This window comes from Actinoplanes sp. NPDC021490, assembly GCF_055562135.1.
Genome location: NZ_JBVHFW010000010.1, coordinates 180,603 through 197,553, shown reverse-complemented (window position 1 = coordinate 197,553; position 16,951 = coordinate 180,603). Strand labels below are relative to the sequence as shown.

General features: G+C 71.4%; 17 protein-coding genes. 5 read left to right on the top strand and 12 right to left on the bottom strand.

Annotated features, from left to right (window positions below):
• Positions 1–12: 12 nt before the first annotated feature.
• A complete protein-coding gene (locus tag ACZ3I4_RS25905) occupies positions 13–297 on the top strand; it encodes a hypothetical protein (RefSeq protein ID WP_465384602.1) in 285 nt (94 codons plus the stop codon).
• A 51-nt stretch (positions 298–348) separates the two neighbouring features.
• Here ACZ3I4_RS25905 and ACZ3I4_RS25900 read toward each other — a convergent pair whose 3' ends face one another.
• Positions 349–1,440: a DICT sensory domain-containing protein gene (locus tag ACZ3I4_RS25900; RefSeq protein ID WP_465384601.1), complete on the bottom strand. Its 1,092-nt coding sequence runs from the start codon at positions 1,438–1,440 to the stop codon at positions 349–351.
• Positions 1,441–1,528: 88 nt separating this feature from the next.
• Here ACZ3I4_RS25900 and ACZ3I4_RS25895 point away from each other — a divergent pair, with 88 nt between their 5' ends.
• From ACZ3I4_RS25895 to ACZ3I4_RS25885, 3 genes are read left to right on the top strand one after another with little or no spacing between them, the layout of a single operon-like run.
• Complete coding sequence (locus ACZ3I4_RS25895) at positions 1,529–2,158, top strand: type IV pilus modification PilV family protein (protein ID WP_465384600.1); 630 nt, start codon at positions 1,529–1,531, stop codon at positions 2,156–2,158.
• Positions 2,155–2,802, top strand: a complete 648-nt coding sequence (locus tag ACZ3I4_RS25890) for a type II secretion system protein (protein ID WP_465384599.1) — start codon at positions 2,155–2,157, stop codon at positions 2,800–2,802. The genes ACZ3I4_RS25895 and ACZ3I4_RS25890 overlap by 4 nt, the downstream gene beginning before the upstream one ends.
• A 2-nt stretch (positions 2,803–2,804) precedes the next feature.
• Positions 2,805–4,415 (top strand): RICIN domain-containing protein, encoded by a 1,611-nt coding sequence (locus ACZ3I4_RS25885; RefSeq protein WP_465384598.1) that lies wholly within the window; start codon positions 2,805–2,807, stop codon positions 4,413–4,415.
• A gap of 18 nt (positions 4,416–4,433) precedes the next feature.
• Here the strand turns inward: ACZ3I4_RS25885 and ACZ3I4_RS25880 are convergent, their stop codons facing one another.
• The 11 genes from ACZ3I4_RS25880 to ACZ3I4_RS25830 all read right to left on the bottom strand — a co-directional run bounded on the left by ACZ3I4_RS25880 (position 4,434) and on the right by ACZ3I4_RS25830 (position 15,147).
• Positions 4,434–5,168 (bottom strand): MinD/ParA family ATP-binding protein, encoded by a 735-nt coding sequence (locus ACZ3I4_RS25880; protein WP_465384597.1) that lies wholly within the window; start codon positions 5,166–5,168, stop codon positions 4,434–4,436.
• Between the two features lies 1 nt (position 5,169).
• Positions 5,170–6,399 carry a PP2C family protein-serine/threonine phosphatase gene (locus ACZ3I4_RS25875; RefSeq protein ID WP_465384596.1) on the bottom strand — a complete coding sequence of 410 codons (1,230 nt, stop codon included), beginning with the start codon at positions 6,397–6,399 and terminating at the stop codon, positions 5,170–5,172.
• Positions 6,368–6,841 carry an ATP-binding protein gene (locus tag ACZ3I4_RS25870; RefSeq protein WP_465384595.1) on the bottom strand — a complete coding sequence of 158 codons (474 nt, stop codon included), beginning with the start codon at positions 6,839–6,841 and terminating at the stop codon, positions 6,368–6,370. The genes ACZ3I4_RS25875 and ACZ3I4_RS25870 overlap by 32 nt, the downstream gene beginning before the upstream one ends.
• The gene (locus ACZ3I4_RS25865; RefSeq protein ID WP_465384594.1) at positions 6,838–7,161 is read right to left on the bottom strand and encodes an STAS domain-containing protein; all 324 of its coding nucleotides are present in this window, start codon (positions 7,159–7,161) and stop codon (positions 6,838–6,840) included. The genes ACZ3I4_RS25870 and ACZ3I4_RS25865 overlap by 4 nt, the downstream gene beginning before the upstream one ends.
• A gap of 9 nt (positions 7,162–7,170) precedes the next feature.
• On the bottom strand, positions 7,171–9,291 hold the full coding sequence (gene glgX / locus ACZ3I4_RS25860; RefSeq protein ID WP_465384593.1) for a glycogen debranching protein GlgX: 2,121 nt from the start codon (positions 9,289–9,291) through the stop codon (positions 7,171–7,173).
• Positions 9,288–9,632, bottom strand: coding sequence for an STAS domain-containing protein (locus tag ACZ3I4_RS25855; RefSeq protein WP_465384592.1), 345 nt, complete (start codon positions 9,630–9,632; stop codon positions 9,288–9,290). The genes glgX and ACZ3I4_RS25855 overlap by 4 nt, the downstream gene beginning before the upstream one ends.
• A gap of 8 nt (positions 9,633–9,640) precedes the next feature.
• Positions 9,641–11,449 (bottom strand): AGE family epimerase/isomerase, encoded by a 1,809-nt coding sequence (locus tag ACZ3I4_RS25850; RefSeq protein ID WP_465384591.1) that lies wholly within the window; start codon positions 11,447–11,449, stop codon positions 9,641–9,643.
• Positions 11,446–12,120, bottom strand: coding sequence for a DJ-1/PfpI family protein (locus ACZ3I4_RS25845; RefSeq protein WP_465384590.1), 675 nt, complete (start codon positions 12,118–12,120; stop codon positions 11,446–11,448). Before ACZ3I4_RS25845 ends, ACZ3I4_RS25850 begins: the two co-directional genes overlap by 4 nt.
• Before the next feature lie 17 nt (positions 12,121–12,137).
• Positions 12,138–13,739 (bottom strand): thiamine pyrophosphate-binding protein, encoded by a 1,602-nt coding sequence (locus ACZ3I4_RS25840; RefSeq protein ID WP_465384589.1) that lies wholly within the window; start codon positions 13,737–13,739, stop codon positions 12,138–12,140.
• Complete coding sequence (locus ACZ3I4_RS25835) at positions 13,736–14,563, bottom strand: type 1 glutamine amidotransferase domain-containing protein (RefSeq protein WP_465384588.1); 828 nt, start codon at positions 14,561–14,563, stop codon at positions 13,736–13,738. The genes ACZ3I4_RS25840 and ACZ3I4_RS25835 overlap by 4 nt, the downstream gene beginning before the upstream one ends.
• A 134-nt stretch (positions 14,564–14,697) precedes the next feature.
• A complete protein-coding gene (locus tag ACZ3I4_RS25830; RefSeq protein ID WP_465384587.1) occupies positions 14,698–15,147 on the bottom strand; it encodes a hypothetical protein in 450 nt (149 codons plus the stop codon).
• Between the two features lie 249 nt (positions 15,148–15,396).
• On the opposite strand from ACZ3I4_RS25830, the gene ACZ3I4_RS25825 reads away from it, so the two are divergent.
• Positions 15,397–16,893: a sensor histidine kinase gene (locus tag ACZ3I4_RS25825; protein WP_465384586.1), complete on the top strand. Its 1,497-nt coding sequence runs from the start codon at positions 15,397–15,399 to the stop codon at positions 16,891–16,893.
• The last annotated feature ends 58 nt before the right edge of the window (positions 16,894–16,951 follow it).

Here is a 16,951-nt window from a genome sequence, read left to right as displayed (position 1 = left end):
CGGGTGGTGACAATGATCGGCAACCTCGTGGTGCGGGCCCGGACCGCGCTGTCCCCGGAATGGGACCACGGCTTCGACGAGGCGTTCGCGGAGCTCGTCAGCAGCGACCCCGACCTGGTTCAGGCGGAGTTCGACGAGCTGATCGCCGCCTCGTGGAGCGACCCACCGCCGGGCTCCCCGGCGCCCACCGCACGTCCGGAGCCCTCGAGACGACCCCCGCCCGCTGAGCCGGCGACGGCCCGACCGGACAAGGAGGAGACAGACGAGAACACCGACCATGGACGACCTCCACCCTGATACCCCGCGGTGCGGCCCGCCGGCTGGTTCAGCCGGCGGGCCGCATCGGCGTCAACCGTCGATGGTCACCACCGGCGCCTGCTGGTCGATCCCCCACTCCAGAGCCTTGCGCAGCTCCTCCTCGGGCAGCGGCCGGCTGCGGGTGACGGTCAGCGCCACGGTCACCTTGGCCGACAGGAACGCGCTGCGCGCCTCGGCCGCCTCGAAATCCGCGACCAGCCCGTACGCGAAGGCCACGGCCTCCTCGTGCCGGAGCGCGGGCAGATACAGCGTGAAGTCGTCGGGGCCGGTCTTGACCGCCCGGTCGGCCGGTCGCAGGCGGGCCACGAGCAACTCGACCGCGGCCTGCTGCTGCCGTGTGGCCGTACGCCCGACCGGACCCTCTTGACTGCCCGCCGAGTGCTGGACCCGGAGGGCCAGAACCGCGACCGGCAGCACCCCGGAGGCCGTGACGCCGGTCTGTCCCGCCCACCGCTGGACCCCCGCCCGGCCGGCCAGATCGGTGTCGGCGGTGGCGTCCTGGCTCGCGGCCGGGCTTGCCCGCAGCCGGGTGTGGTCCCGTTCGGCCCGGTCCGTGAACAGGTGCAGGGCCGCGTCGGTGCGGCTCTCGCCCGGCGCCGGCGGCAGTTCCCGCACGCGGCCGACCACCGCGTCGACCGCCGACAACGCCGCCGGGGAGAGGCGGCTGCTCAGCTGGGAACGTAGCCGGAGCACCTCGTGCAGCGCCTCGTCGCGCCGGAAACTGCTGCGACCCTCGAAGACGCGTCCGCTCTCGAGTGTGGCCGCACCGGCCTGGAACTCCTCGAGGTCGCGGGCCACCAGCAGCGCGCCGAACCTGGGGGTCAGCACCACCACGGTCCATTCCCGCGCCAGTTCCTCCTGCTCGCCGAGCAGCACGGGATGCGTGCCGGCCGGCACGTCGGGAGCCTGCTCCGCGACCAGGCCGACCACGGTGGCCGCGGCCTGCCCCGCGATCCGCTCGTAGACCCGGCGCTCGCGTTCGAAGTAGGGCAGCCGCTGGAACAGGGCGAAGACCACCATCGGCCCGTCCTCGGCGGCCGCGAGGGCCGCCCGTTCCAGCGCGTGCGAGATGGTTACCAGCGTTCTTTTGGTCAGCCGCTGCGCGGCCGGAGCGTCGGGCACGGCAGAAGCCTAGGGTCACCGCACCGTCACCGCATCCGGGGCCGGAGTCGGGCTAAGCAAGACCGCGAGCTCGGCCGATCGGTCAGGTGTGGGTGCGGGAGCGCGGCGCGGACGCGACGACGGTTTCACGATCGTGGAATTGATCGTCGCCCTGGGGATCATCACGGTGGTGATGACCTCCCTGACCGTGTTCCTGGTCAACTCGCGCAAGGCGGGCCGGTACGCCGCGCAGCGCGACACCGCGGTGCGGCTCGCGGTCGACGGGATGGAGAAGGCCCGCGGCATGCGCGGCTCGGGGCTGCTCGGCGGCCGGCAGCAGTGCGCGGGGTCGTGCGCCGAGGTCGTGTCGCCTCAGGCCGGTGCCCTGCTGGGTGTGGGGGCGACCAGATGGGACGCGGCCGGACCCGGGACCCTGGCCGTGCCGCAGGCCGGTCCGCAGCCGGACGGCTCGGTCGTGGACTCCCCGGGCGACCCCGAGATCTTACAGCTCGACGGCGTGAACTTCCGGCGCTTCTACTACCTCGGCGCCTGCTGGCAGCCGCCCGTCGGTTCCGGCGCCGCCGGTCTGGCGTGCGGCACCGCGGTCACGTCGGCGCCGCTGGTCCGGCTGGTCGTGGCGGTCGCCTGGAGTGACACGCAGTGCCCGGCCAACACCTGCGCCCACGCCGAGGCGGCTCTGTTCAGCACGGCGATCGTCGACCCGTTCCTCGTGGGATGACGGGCCGCACCGCGGGCCGGGACGAGTCCGGCTACAGCCTCGTCGAGATGCTCGTGGTCCTCGGCATCGTCTCGGTGATCGGCTCGATCTTCACCACGGCGGTCCTGCAGATCTATCGCACCGCGACCGCCATCGAGGCCGACTCGTCGGCCCAGTCACAGCTGAGCATCGCCCTGCTGCAGCTGGACAAGACGATCCGGTACGCCTATTCGATCTCCGCCGTGCACACCGAGGGCGGCACGCCGTACGTGGAATATCTGGTCATGGCGGCCGAACCGGGGAGCCGGGTCCAGGTCAAACGATGCATCCAGCTGCGTCTGGCGGGCTCGGATCCGCAGAGTCTGCAACTGCAGTCGCGGTCGTGGACGGTGGCGTCCTCGATCAGCCCGAGCGCGTGGCTGCCGCTGGCCTCGAATCTCACGACCGTCGCCGGAACCGTGCCCTTCGTCCGCACCCAGCCCACGACCGCGCTCAACCATCAGATGCTCGGCATCCGGATGGCCGCCCGTTCCAACACGCTCCGCCGGACCAGCGCGATCACCTACACCGCGCTCAACACGTACGCGAGCACGGCGCTGGACGCCTCCGGTCAGCCGCTCCCGCCGGCGGCCGAGCCCTGCTATCACACCTCGGCGCGATCGTGATCATGACCAGGTTGCGCGACTCGCGCGGATCGCTGCCGCTGGCCATGCTGCTGAGCATCGTCGGGGTCGGCGCGGCCGCCCTGCTCGGCGCGGTCGTGGCCGGTCAGCTCAGCACCACCCGCTACGACACGAGCCGCGCGGCGGCGATCAGCGCCGCCCAGAGCGGGATCGAGACCAGCCTGGCCCAGCTGCGGTCGGTGCCGATCAACGCCGCCGGTGACGCCGCCCTGTCCAGCGTTCCCTGCGCGGCCACGCCGTCGGGCCCGAGCCTCAAGCTGACCGGCACCGTGAGCGCCGATCAGGCTGCCGCATTCGCCGTCAACATCTACTACCTGACGCTGACTCCCCCGGCCGGAGCGGACCCGGAGACCTGGGCCCGGGCCAACCGGCTGGGATGCGGCGGCGGGGGCGGGCCGTCGATCGTGCCGATGTACGCCCTGATCGCCTCGACCGGAACCGTCGGCGCCGCCAGCCGTACGCTGCTGGCCACCTATCTGTTCCAGAGCCGCACCAAGCCCAACGTGCCCGGCGGGACGATCAAGGTCTACAACAGCGACCAGTGCATGACCGCGCCGCGTGAGGTCGGCGGGTCCACGCCGCTGACGGTCGGGTCGCCCCTGGTTCTGGCCACGTGCGACGCCTCCGACCCGAAGCAGGTCTTCACCTACAACCCCACGCTGCAGGTCCAGATCAAGAACAGCGAGGGCTCCACTTACTTCCCCAACGGCGCCTGCCTGTCCGCGGCCAGCGTCGACAAGACCCAGGTGACCTTCGCCGACTGCGACGCGACCAAGCGCGTGCAGATCTGGAGCCTCAACAACCGAGACAACTTCGAGGGCACCACCGACGGCGCCAACCCCAACGGCAAGTGCATGAACGTCGACTGGACGACCCTGCCGCCCAGGGTGGTCATCAACAACGTCATCGCCGGCAACGCGAACCGGGTGGCCGGCACCCAGGGCGACGGCACCGACGGAACCCCGTGCAGCGGCGTGTCCGGCGACTACACCAAATACAAGACGTTCTTCCCGGACGCCAGCGCGGGCACCGGGGCGGCCGGAGACGTCACCAAGCAGCTGGTCAACTACGACCAGTTCGGCCGCTGCCTCGACGTCACCAGCAACAACGTCAATGCCGCCTTCTTGGTGGTCTTCCCGTGCAAGCAGTCCCCCAACAAGATCATCCAATGGAACCAGGTCTGGTTCCTGCCCCTGGTCGCCGTGGGCGCCACCTCGGCGCAGGGCCGGGTCTACCTCAAAGGCAGCGACGGCGTCACCACCTATTGCCTCTACAGCCCCGGCTCCACCGCCTGGGGCCAGTACGTCAAGGTCACCCCGTGCACCCTCAGCAGCGCCGTGCCGCCCAACCAGATGTGGACCCGGACCGTGTTCACCGGCATCAGCCAGAACTCGTACCGGATCGAATCGACCTTCGGCACCTCGGCGGCCGCCCCCTACTGCCTCATGCCCTCACCCACCGACTTCTGGGACCAGTTCACCGCCATGCACATCAGCAAGCTGGTGCTCGGCGCCTGCAGCGGCATCAACCTGCAGAAGTGGAACGCCTCGCCGAGCATCCTGAGCTCGGTAGTCTCCGATTACCAGGAGAAATGATCTAGCGCGGCGGCGGGATCACAGCGGATGTCCCTCGGCCATGGCGCCGGTCAGGACGTCGGCCAGATCGCCGTACGCGCGGTCGGTGTCCGCGGTTTCCAGGGCGTACGGGATGACCGCGGTCACCGGCAGGCCGCAGTCTCCCTCGACCTCGGCCCGCAGCGCCTCCGCGTCGGCGCTCGGATGCACCATGTTGAGCACGAGCATCGAGCGGTGGTGGCTGATCTGCGCGCACATCGCCGCGGCGAGACGGACACCCGGCCGTTCCCGGGCGTCGCCCCGGGCCACCAGCACGTCGATGTCGGCCGCGATGATGGCGTACAGGGCCTCGTAGTTGATGCCCGCGTGCGTGTCGACGAACAGCACGTCGAGGTCGAGCCGGGTGATGAGCCGGCGGAACCCGTCGTGCAGCAGCCCCGGGTCGTACCGGCCGAAGGCGGGGTTGCCGATGTTCTTGGCGTTCTGCAGCGCCGGGATGAGGAAGAGCCGGCCCGCCCCGGGTTGCAGCAGGTGGCTGGCGTCGTGGTGGACGTCCTCGATCTCGCGGTCGCCGATCAGATAGTCGAGCAGGCTGCCGGTGAGCCGTTCCTCGCCGACGCCGACCGTGTCGTGCAGCCCGGGCGCCTGCAGGCTGACGTCGATGAGACCGACCCGCAGGCCGCGCGCGGCCAGGGTGTGGCTGAGCCGGCTGATCACTGTGCTCTTGCCGGTGCCGCCGCGCCAGCTGCGGACGACCACGATGCTGGGCCGCATGTCATCCCTCCGTCCGGCGCAGGGCCAGCATGGTGATGTCGTCGAACTGCTCGGCCGCCCCGACATGGTCACGCAGCCGGTCGTCGATGTGGTCGAGCAGCGCGTGCGCCGAGTCGGGCCGGTCGTGGGCCAGCCCGCAGAGCTGGTCGAGCCCGAACTGCCCGCCGGTCAGGTTGCGGGCCTCGACCACCCCGTCGGTGTAGATGAGCAGGGTGTCGCCCTTCTCGAGATGGGCCCGGCCCACGCCGTACGTGCTTTCGGCCATCACGCCCACGGCCGGGCCGGTCGGGTCGAGCAGTTCCAGTTCGCCGCCGGCCCGGCACAGCACCGGCGGGTTGTGACCGCCGTTGATGTAGAGCAGCCCGCCGGTGGCCGGGTCGAGCACCGCGAAGAAAAGCGTGGCGAAGTAGCCCTGCCGCAGGTGGTTGTAGGCCATGTACCGGTTGGTGCCGAGCACGGCGTGCTGCAGCGGGCCGGCCCCGACCGACAGCGCCGGGCCGCTGAGCTGGTCGCTGCTGTCGGACGGCAGCAGGTCGGTGTCCATCGGCGACCACGCGCCGGTGTGCTGGGCGGTGTGCCGCAGCAGCGTGCGGATCAGGGCCATGAACAGCGCGGCCCCGACCCCCTTGTCGCAGACGTCGGCCACCACGAAGCCGAGCCGGCGGCCGTTGACCAGCTCGAAGCCGTCGTAGAAGTCGCCCGCCACCTGACGGGCCGGGCGCAGACGGGCCGAGAACTCCCATCCGTGACGGCTGGGCAGCGACTCGGGCAGGAATCCGGAGGCGATCTCGCGCGCTATCGACAACTCACGCTCGTACTCCTGAAGTTGCACGGCCGCGGCCATCTCCTCGACCGCCACGGCCAGCTGGGTGCGGTCCTGACAGGTGGACAGGCGGTTGCGCAGCAGCGCGGGCAGGTACGGCGGGGCCACGAAGTCGAATCCGCCGCGCACGCACGTCTCCAGTTGCGCGTTGTCGCCCTGCGGGAAGACGAGCAGGGTGGCCGGGCCGCGCTTGGCGGTGAGATGCCGGTCGATGATGGCGACCTTCTGCAGGCCCAGCGCGGCCGAGGCCAGCACCAGGTCGGCCCGGGCGCTCATCTCGGGGTCGAGCAGCAGCTGAGCCGGTTCGCTGTGGTGCACCTCGAAGCCGTCGCGGCCGAGGGCCTCCTCCAGTTCGGTCACCGGCCTGCCGCGCTCCTCAGCGACGATCAACGCGACATTGGTGTTCATCGGTGTCTCCGTCCCCGTGCCCGGCCGCAGCGGACCGGGTCATGATCAATGTGTTGCGGTTGCGGCCGCCGACGTGCTCGTAGCGGAAGCCGTCGAGCCCGCCGAGGGCCAGGAACAGCCCGAAGCCGCCCTCCCGGCCGCCGCTGATGCCCTCGGCCAGGCGGGGCGACGCGTCGTGGCTGCGCGGGTCGAACGGCGGCGCCTCGTCCTCGATGGACAGCCACACGCACCGCACGTCCCACCCGCCGTCCAGCCGCACCGGGCCGGTCGTGCCCCGGTACCCGTGCACCGCGATGTTCGTCGTGATCTCGTCGGCGGCGAGCCGCAGCCGGTACGCCTGCTGCCGGGTCAGCTCGCCGCCGTCGGCGAGCCGCCCGACGTACGCGGTGACGTCCCCGGCCGACGCGGTGCCGCTCGGCACGACGATCGGCCCGGGTCTCACCGGGGTTCCAGGGCGTCTTGCATGATCACGGTGCGGTCCAGCCCGGTCAGCCGGATCGTCTCGGCCACCTCGGGCCGCACGCCGACCAGCACGATCGGCACCGACGGCCCGAAACGCTGATGGGCGACGGCCAGGCAGCGCAAGCCGGCCGAGGAGATGTAGGTGAGCTGGTCGACCAGCAGGACGAGCCGGGTGACGGGGTGCGCCGACGCGTCGGCTATGAGCTGGTTGAGCCGTGGGGCGGTGGACGAGCTGAGCTCGCCGGTGAGCCGGATCGTGACGGTGCCGTCGTCGACCGACAGCTTGGCGTGAAAGGGCATGGCAAAGGCTCATTTCCTCGTACGGATGGTGCCCGGACCCCGGGCCACCAGGACAACCGTGGAGCGCGGGTGCAGCAGGGCCGTGCCGCCCTCGACCGGCGGCTCGTCGCCCGGCGGGTGGACGGCGCCGGCGCCGGTGTCGGCGAACAGGTGCCAGCGCCACTCGGCCGGCAGCGCGGGCAGCTCGACGCGATGCGGCGCCCAGTGTGCGTTGGCGGCCAGATAGACGCAGTCGTCGCCCTGCGGCCCGGCGGCGTAGAGCATCATCGCGACCAGGCGGCTCGGCTCCGACCAGTCCGGCTGCCACGGCCAGATGCCGTGCCAGCTCACCTCGGGGAAGTGCCCCATGGTGATCTCGCCGGTCGGGTGGGACCGGCGGCGCAGCACCGGATGGGCGCGGCGGAACGCGATGAGAGCCCGGGCGAAGTCGAGCAGCGGCTTCTGCTCGTCGACCAGCCGCCAGTCGAACCACGACAGTTCGTCGTCGTGGCAGTAGGCGTTGTTGTTGCCGTGCTGGGTCCGGCCCACCTCGTCCCCGGCCAGCAGCATCGGCACGCCCCGGCTGAGCAGCAGCATCAGCAGCGCGTTGCGCGTCTGGCGCTCCCGCAACGCGAGCACGGCCGGGTCGCCGGTCGGCCCCTCGGCGCCGCAGTTCCACGAGTGGTTGGAGTCGTCGCCGTCGTGGTTGTCCTCGCCGTTGGACTCGTTGTGCTTCCCGTCGTACGACACCAGGTCGCGCAGCGTGAACCCGTCGTGCGCGGTGACGAAGTTGACGGACGCGACGGCCCCGCGCGGCGCGTACAGGTCGGGTGAGCCGACCAGCCGGGTGGCCAGCTCGCCCGCCATGCCCTCGTCACCCTTGAGGAAGCGGCGGACCGCGTCGCGGTAGCGCCCGTTCCACTCCGACCAGCGGCCGTAGTCGGGGAAGCTGCCGACCTGATAGAGCCCGGCCGCGTCCCACGCCTCGGCGATCAGCTTGCAGTCGCGCAGCACCGGGTCGTAGGCGAGGGTCTCCAGCAGCGGCGGGTTGGGCAGCGGGCTGGCGTCGGGCGCGCGGCCCAGGATCGACGCGAGGTCGAAGCGGAAGCCGTCGACGTGATACTCGGACACCCAGTGGCGCAGGCAGTCCAGCACGAACCCCCGTACGACCGGGTTGTTGCAGTTGAAGGTGTTGCCCGTGCCGCTGAAGTTGTAGTAGCTCCCGTCCGGCGTGAGCATGTAGTAGGTGCCGTTGTCGAGGCCGCGGAACGAGATGGTCGGCCCGAGTTCGTTGCCCTCGGCGGTGTGGTTGAAGACGACGTCGAGGATCACTTCGATGCCGGCCCGGTGCAGCTCCTTGACCAGGTTCTTGAACTCGTCGGACTGCATGCCGTAGCGCCCGGTCGCGGCGTAGGAGGCCTTGGGCGCGAAGAAGCCGACCGTGTTGTAACCCCAGTAGTTGACGAGCTGGTCGCCGGTGATCGGATCGGTGCGGACGTTGTCGCCCTCGTCGAACTCGAACACCGGCATCAGCTCGACGCAGTTCACCCCCAGGTCCTTCAGGTACGGGATCTTCTCGACCAGACCGGCGAAGGTGCCGGGCGCGGCCACGCCCGAGCTGGAGTGCCGGGTGAAGCCGCGCAGGTGCGTCTCGTACACGACCAGGTCCTCGGCGGGCAGGTGCGGCGGCCGGTCGCCCTCCCAGTCGAAGTCGTCGAAGACGATCCTCGACCGGTACGGCACTCCGACCGCCTCGCCGACCCGCCCGGCCCAGGTCTCCCGGCCGGACAGCGCGTGGGCGTACGGGTCGCAGAGAACCTGCCCGGGATCGAAGCGGTCGGCCGGGCCGGCCGGGTCGGGTCCGGTGGCGCGGAAGCCGTACTCGGTCGTCTCCGGGTCGAGGCCGAACACCGTCATGGTGTACACGCCCCCGATGCGGAACTCGGGCGGGAACGGCAGTTCCGCGTACGGCTCCGGCTCCCCCGGCCGCATCAGCACCAGGGTCATGGCGGTCGCCCGGTTGCTGAAGACGGAGAAGTTCACCCCGCCCGGCACGAGCGTGGCGCCGAACGGCAGGGCCCGGCCGACGCGTACGGGATGCCCGGCGATCCGGTGGGTCGGGTACGCGTCGATGCGCTCGGTCAGCGTCATTCGTCCAGCTCCTCGATGCCTTCGTCGAGCGTCCGGGTCACCGTGAAGAAGTGCAGGAACCCGGTGGCCAGCATGATCGACTCGATGTCGGGCAGGATGCCGGTGAGCCCGACCCGGGTCCCGCTGCGCGTGGCCTCCCGATAGATGAGCAGCATCACCCGCAGGCCGGCGCTGGACATGTAGACCAGCCGGCTCATGTCCAGCAGCACCATGCCGCCGTGCGAGACGAGCTCGACCAGTTCCTCGCGCCCGTGCGAGGCGGTGCCGCTGTCCAGCTCGCCGCTGAGCTCGACCACCGTGACCGGCCCGCGCATGTATTTGGCTATCCGCATTTCAGCCATCGGTTCTCCTAGTCGTCGACGGGCATCAGGTGTGCCCGCACGATCAGGTCGCGATCCGACTCCGGCAGTTTCACCGTCATCGCGACAGGGTCGAACGCGCCGTACGGCTCGCCGTCGATCTCGACCCATTCCAGGCGCACCCGGCCCGGCGGCAGGGCGTCCGGCGCCACCCGCAGCACCCGGTCGGCGAACCCGTCCGGACGCGGCTTGAAGTGCAGGGTCAGCGGTTCACCGCGGAGCAGCAGCCGGCCGTACACGGTGGCCAGGAAACACAGCTCGGTCGAGTGGTACATGCTCATCGAGTGGCTGCCCTTGAACCGCTCGGTGCCGAGCAGATAGGGCATGCCGTTGGCCAGCACGTTGAAATAGACGGCGCCCTCGTCGTGGTCGAGGAAGAACGCGTTGTAGAACGACTCGGCCTCGCGGGCGTGGCGCAGGAACTCGTCGTCACCGTCCTGCCCGGCCAGGACGAGATAGGCCAGGATCGCCTGTTCCTGCTGCCACCACGCCTTGCGGTCGTGCCACGCGTAGCGGTGCGAGCCACCCGGCTCGGCCTGCCGCTCGACGACGTCGTACCAGCCGCCGCGGCGCCGGTCGCTGCCCACGGCCGGCATCGTCCGGGCGAGGCGCTCGGCCGCGTCGCGATACTCGGGCTTGGGACGGATCCCGTTCATCCGCGTCAGATTCCACGCGATCTTCAGGTTGTGGCCGACCACGGCGCGGTCCTGCTGCCAGCCGTACTGCCGGTCGGGCGTCCAGTCGCGGTGGAAGCGCTCCTGCACGAACGGGCTGTCGTCGCGCGGGAAGTGCCGCACGATCAGGTCGAAGCTCTCCTCGAGCATGTCGGCGAAGCGGTCGTCCCCGGTCGCCAGCCACAGATTGACGAGGTACGCCGGGGCGTGGTCCCCGATCGAGTTCCAGTTCTTGCGGGCCCGGTTGGCGCCCAGCGACTCCTGATCGGGATCGAGCAGCACCGGGTCGATGTGCGAGTACCAGCCGCCCTGCTCGTCGTCGTGGAAGAACTTCTCGAACAGCCGCATGGTGCCGGCCGCGTCCTCGGCGATCCGCGGGTCGCCGGTGATCCGGAACGTCATGGCCGGGCCGGCCAGCGCGTAGATCTGCTCGTACATCGGCACGGCGTCCGCGTCGTCGCCGAACTCCGAGGTGAACAGCTTCTCCTCGCGGGCGCCGCCGGCCCGGATGCCGTGATACCAGTACACGACGTCCTCGTCGCGGTCGACGAAGCGCATGTGCTCGCGCAAATATTCGGTGCCCCGCTCGGCCACTTCGAGAAAATCGTCCTCGCCGGTGAGCAGGTAGGCCGCCGCCATGCCGTAGACCAGCCGCGAGATGGTGTCGGTCTCCTGCACGTGCTCGCCGGTCTTGTCGCCGCCCAGCCGCAGCACGGTCCGGTAGTCGCGGTAGTCGATCGGGCCGGCGCCGAACTGGGCCCGGCGGTAGAAGCGGGCGATCGACACGAGTTGCCGGCTCCACCAGTCCGGATCCTCGAACTCCCACTCCGACGGGCGGCGGCCGACCAGGATGACGCGCTGGGCCTCCATGGTGCGGCCGTCGTCGTCGGGGTAGTAGGTCCCGTACGCGAGCAGGTAGCGGCCCGGCACCAGCATTTCGTCGAGGCCGTGGGCCGCGTCAGCGTACGGGTCGCCGAGGTTGCGCAGCAGCTCGGCGGCGGTCGAGCCGGTCATCCGCACGCAAGCGGTCCGGTCGTCGCTGGTCCGCAGCTCGGCGGTCCGGGTCGCCGCGTCGTAGCCGGCCACGTAACCGGCCACGAGATCGGAGTAGGAGTGCTCGGTCATGTCGCGCTCCGCAGGGTGCGTGCCCGGGGCAGCCGGTGCAGGGGGAACGACGGCGCGGCGGGCGACGCGAGCGACGCGCGGGCGGCCATCAGGTCGATGAGCGTGCGGGCGAACAGGTGGCAGTGGGCCGCGCTGCGCCCGGTGACCAGGTCGCCGTCGACCACCACGTCCTGATCGGTGTAGAGCGCGCCCATGTTGCGCACGTCGCCGATCAGGTTGTTGTGGCAGGTGACGCGACGCCCGCGCACCACCTCGGGGATCGGCGCGGCCAGCCACATGCCGTGACAGATCACGCCCTTGAGCACCGACGGCCGGTCGAACGCCCGGCTCAGCAGCCGCACGGCAGGCGCGGTCGAGCGCACGTCCTCGGTGTAGCGCAGCCGGTCGGAGACCATGCCGGACGGCACGATCAGCGCGTCCAGGCGGCCCAGCTGGTCGTCGGTGACCGCCTCGAGGTCGCCGTCGACCTCGATCGGCGCCCGGTACTCGTGGCCGGTGAAGGTCAGCCGCGGCTGCCCCCAGAGCCGGGTCAGCAGCAGCGTGCGCGCGCCCTCCTCGGCGAAGCGGCGCTGGTAGTAGTGCAGTTCCGGTTCGACGTAGTCGCTCTCCACCAGGATCGCGACAGTGTGGCCGGCCAGGCGGCCGCCGTCGCGGCGGACGATCTCGTCCATGTCGGTACCTCCCGTCGTCAGTCGGTGATCAGGTCGACCAGGAACGGGCCGTCCGCGGCGAGCAGCCGGCCGGCCGCCTCCTCGGCGTCGCCCGCCTTCTCGACCCGCATGCCCGGCACGCCCAGCCCGGCGGCGATGGCGGTGAAGCCGAGCGCCGGGTGCGAGAGGTCGAAGCCCTCGGGGGCGGCGTGCGGCGCGATCCCCCGCTCCCGCCAGTACTGCTCGATGTTCTGGTCGAGCAGCCGGTAACGGTGGTTGTTGCAGATCACGAACTTGGCCGCCACGTCGTGCCGGGCCGCGGTCCACAGCGCCTGGATCGTGTACATGCTGCCGCCGTCGCCGGTGAACCCGACGACCTGTTCGTCCGGGCGGGCCAGCTTGAGGCCGATCGCTCCGGGGATGCCGACGCCGAGCGAGCCGCCCCGGGTCTGGAAGAAGGTGCCCGGACGGCGGGCCGGCAGATAGCGGGCGAGCACCGGCGAGGCGGTCAGCGACTCGTCGAAGACGGTCAGGTCACCGCCGCTCTGCCGGGCCAGCTCGTAGGCGAACGCCTCGAGCGGGCTCGCGTCGGCCGCCGGAACCGGCAGCTGCCACTGCGGCCCGGCCGGATGCGGCCCGCGCCCGATGATGTCGAGCAGGGCGGCCAGCGTCGGTTTCGGGTCGGCCACCAGCCCGACGGTCACCGGGTGGTTCTTCGCCACCTCGTAGTCGTCGAGGTCGATGTGCACGATCGGGGTGCCCTCGGCGAACGGGTTGTCCAGCCGGGGAAAGACCTCGGGGAAGACGTAGGTGCCGACGATGACGACCGCGTCGGCCTCGCGGACCACGCGGGCGCTGGCCGCCCCGAACATGTGGCCCAGCTGCCCCCGCCACAGCGGGTGGGTGTTGTCCATGTTGACCTCGCTGCTGTCGACCCCGTAGACGGGGGCGCCCAGCCGCTCGGCCAGCGCGGTCAGCTCGGCCTGGGCGCCCGAGACCGCGACGCCGTCGCCGGCCAGGATCAGCGGGCGGCGGGCCCCGCTCAGGGCCGCGGCCGCCCGTCCCAGCTCGTCGGGAACGGGCACCGAGCGGCGCGACGGCACGCTGCCGGCCACGGCCGGCTCGTCGGTCAGCTCGTCGAGCACGTCCATCGGCAGCGCCACGAAGACCGGGCCGCGCGGCGGCGTCATCGCGATCTTCACGGCGCGGCGCAGCACCCGCAGCACCGAGCCCGGATGCAGGACCCGGGTCGCGTACTTGGTCACCGGGCGGGCCATGGCGACCAGGTCGGCCGCCATCTGCGCGTCCAGGGCGTCGAAGCGCACCCCGGCCTCGCCGGCGATGGTGACGAGCGGGCTGTGCCCTCGCTTGGCCTGATAGAGCATCCCGATGGCGTTGCCCAGGCCCACGCCCGAGTGCAGCTGCACCAGCGCCGGGGCCTGCCGGGCCCGGGCGTACCCGTCGGCGATCCCGACCGCCACCGTCTCCTGCAGGGCCAGCACGTAGCCGAACCCGCTCACCTCGCTCGCCGCGTCGAGGAAGCCCTGCTCGACCGTGCCCGGGTTGCCGAACATCCGGTCGATGCCGTCGGCCGCGAACTGCTCGAAGATCGCCTCCCGGCCGGGGCGCGCCGCGGTCACCAGCCGTACCTCTCGAGGCCAGACTCGAGCACCTCGACGAGCTTGGCGCCGCCGAGGAACGAGTCCGGGGTGGACCGTGCGGTCACGAACGGCGCGTCCACGATGACCGAGGTCTCGCGGCCCACGTTCCCGTGGTAGGCGCCGTCGGGTCCGGTGGCGTCGCGCAGGATGTACTCCAGCGGGTACGGCGGCGGGCCGATCACGAAGTCGGTGCCGAGGAAGCCGGTGCCGTCCTTGTAGTCGTACTCCTTGCAGTGGCCGGTGACGTGCTTGCCCGACAGGATGCTCCGGCGGTCCTCCCAGTCCCGGGCGAAGGCCAGGCAGGCCACGCCGTAGCACTCGGCCAGGATCGGCTTGCCGCCCCGCACGAAGGCAAGGATCAGCTCGTGCACGCGGCCGTTGTTGGCCAGGTCGACGATCGGGCCGCTGCCGCCCACGATGACGAGCGCGTCGAAGTCGGCGGTGATCGCGTCCACGGCGAGCGCCAGATCGCGGTAGTACGCCTCCAGCGCCCGCAGGGGGCGGTCGGCGCTGTTGTAGGGCCGCTCGGGCAACAGCTCGGCCAGGCTCAGCGGGTCGTCGAGCCGGGTCGACTCGTCGAGCGCCCGGGCCCCGACCGCCACCTCGGCCGTGGTGACCGCACGGCCCAGCGGCGGGTCGACGTAGCCGGGGTCGAGGCTCGGCGGCAGCGCGTGGGCCCGCTTGCCGGTCGGGGTGACAAAGACGGATTCGTAGCCCTGCTCGTCGAACCGGGTCAGCGGACCGAGCAGTTCTTCACCCCAATAACCGAATTCCGACAAGAGGATCAGCATTCTTTTCGGCATGACTCGCACTCCTTTTGTTTGGCCCCGGGAAGTGGAACTCCCGCGCTTGCGGAACGGCAAGCGCGGGATACTCACTTGCACAAGTCGGCCGGCCTTTTCCGGGCCTGCGCCGACCACTTCGTCACCTCCGGCGCTCAGAAGGCCGGGGTGTCGCCGACCGGGGTCAGCCCGTTGACCACGTAGTCGCGCAGACCCAGCCGGCCGTCCGCCCCGCGGGTCACGACCCAGCTCTGGTCGGCGTCGTAGCTGAGCACCCGGCTGGCCGGCGCGGGCGCGTCCCAGACCCGGGTCGTCCAGTTCACGACCACGTGCACGGCGTACGTGCCGGGGCCGTCGCCGGTCACCTCGGCCACATCGACCCGGTGGGCCTCGTCGAAGAACGTGCGGGTGACCCGCTCGTACCACTCCCGCAGACCGTCCACGGTGTCGACCGTGACTTCGGGGAACACGAACCGCACGGTGCTGTCCAGGTAGTCCGCCACCTCGTCGAAGGGCACGTGCTGATCGAGCGCCCGGTACCAGTCGGCGACGAACTTCTCGATCTCCCGGGCCGGTACGGCCGTGCGCTGTGTCTCGGTTGTCATCGGTTTCCCTCCATCGTCGACGGCCCCGCGCGGGCCGTCCCGAGTGCCGAGTGAAGCCGGGTGGCGGGCCGCTGCCGAGAGGCGGCGGCGTCCACGGTGGTACTCCGGCTGATCGGCGCCCGCACTGCGTCGGGTCACCCGCTCGTCCTGGTACCGGCAGTGCCACCACAAACGCGTTCTGTATGCGCGGCCGGGATGGCCCGAGGATGGGTCGGCGAGCCGCCTGAGCTCGCGCCGGGAGGAACTCGGATGGCAGCGGAGGCGCTGACCGTCGGCGACCTGCGGGACGTCGACCTCTTCGCGGAGCTGACGGACGAGCAGCTCCGCTGGCTGATCACGATCGGGCGTCGCGACACCTTGAGCGACGGCGAGGTCCTGTTCGCGCGCGGGGAGCCCGCGCGCGCGTTCTTCGTGCTGCTGCACGGCGAGCTGATCTTCACGGTGACCGCCGGCGACGGCACCGAACGCTTCCTGACCCGCCATGTGCGCGACCGGGCCGCGGCCGCGCCGGGCGCCCAGCACGACGGCAAGCCGGCGGCGGCCCACCAGTTCACCGGCGAGATGCCGCTGATGCTGGGCATCGAATACGTCGCCACCGCCACGGCCATCGGCCCGACCATCGTGGCCCGCTACGACCAGGCCGAGTTCGCCGCCCTGATCGCGCGTTTCCCGCAGGTCAGCCGCATCCTGCTGCCGGTGCTGGCCTGGCGCATCCACGCGTCGGAGGCCCAGGCCGGGCACCGCGCGACGCTGAACGCGCTGGGCACCTTGGCCGCCGGGCTCGCACACGAGCTGAACAATCCGGCCGCCGCCGTGGTGCGCTCGGCCGCCGACCTGAGCGCGTCGCTGCCGCAGGCCCTGGGCGCGGCCGAGGCGTGGGGCGCCCGGGCCACGCCGGACGAGCGGGCGTTGCTCGACGCCGTGGCGGGCGAGCTGCGGGCCACCCCGGACGCGGCGCCCGGCACCGACCTGGCCGACGAACTCGCCGACCGGCTCGCCGGGGCCGGGCTGGACGATCCGGAGGGGCTGGCCGACGACCTGGCCGACCACGGCGTGCGGCCCGAGGTGCTGGACCGGCTGGCCGGGGGCGTACGCGCGGAGGTGCTGAGCGCCGCCGTCGAGCTGCTGGCGGCCCGCCTGCACGCCCGCAGCTCGGCCGGCGAGATCTCGGCCGCCGCACACCGGATCACCGCGCTGGTCGAGACGACCCGGGCCTACACCAACCTGGATCTGGCTCCGGAACGCGAGTTCGACCTGACCGAGGGCCTCGAGGCGACCCTGACCATCCTGGCCGAGCGGCTGTCCCGGCTGCGGGTGCGCCGGCAACTGCATCCGGGGATCCCGGCGGTCAGCGGCTACCCACGCGAGCTCAACCAGGTGTGGACCAACCTGATCATCAACGCGGCCGACGCCATGCCGGACGGCGGCACGCTCACGGTGCGCACCTGCCGCGAGGGCGACACGGTCGAGGTGCAGATCTGCGACACCGGCGGCGGCATCCCCGAGGACCTGCAGGCCCGGATGTTCCAGCCGTTCTTCACCACCAAGGACGTGGGCCGGGGCACCGGTCTGGGCCTGCACCTGGTGCACGAGATCGTCGAGCGCCGGCACGGCGGGTCCATCGCGGTCTCGTCGCGGCCCGGCGACACCCGCATCGCCGTACGCCTGCCGATCGCCGGACCGGCGGCCGCCGAAGCGTCCGGCGCGACGCGGGCCGGACGCGTTCTCGAGCACTTGACGCAATAGCGCCGCAGATGTCCGGCCAAGGACCACGGGGATTCAACAAATGCTATTCATGAATGGA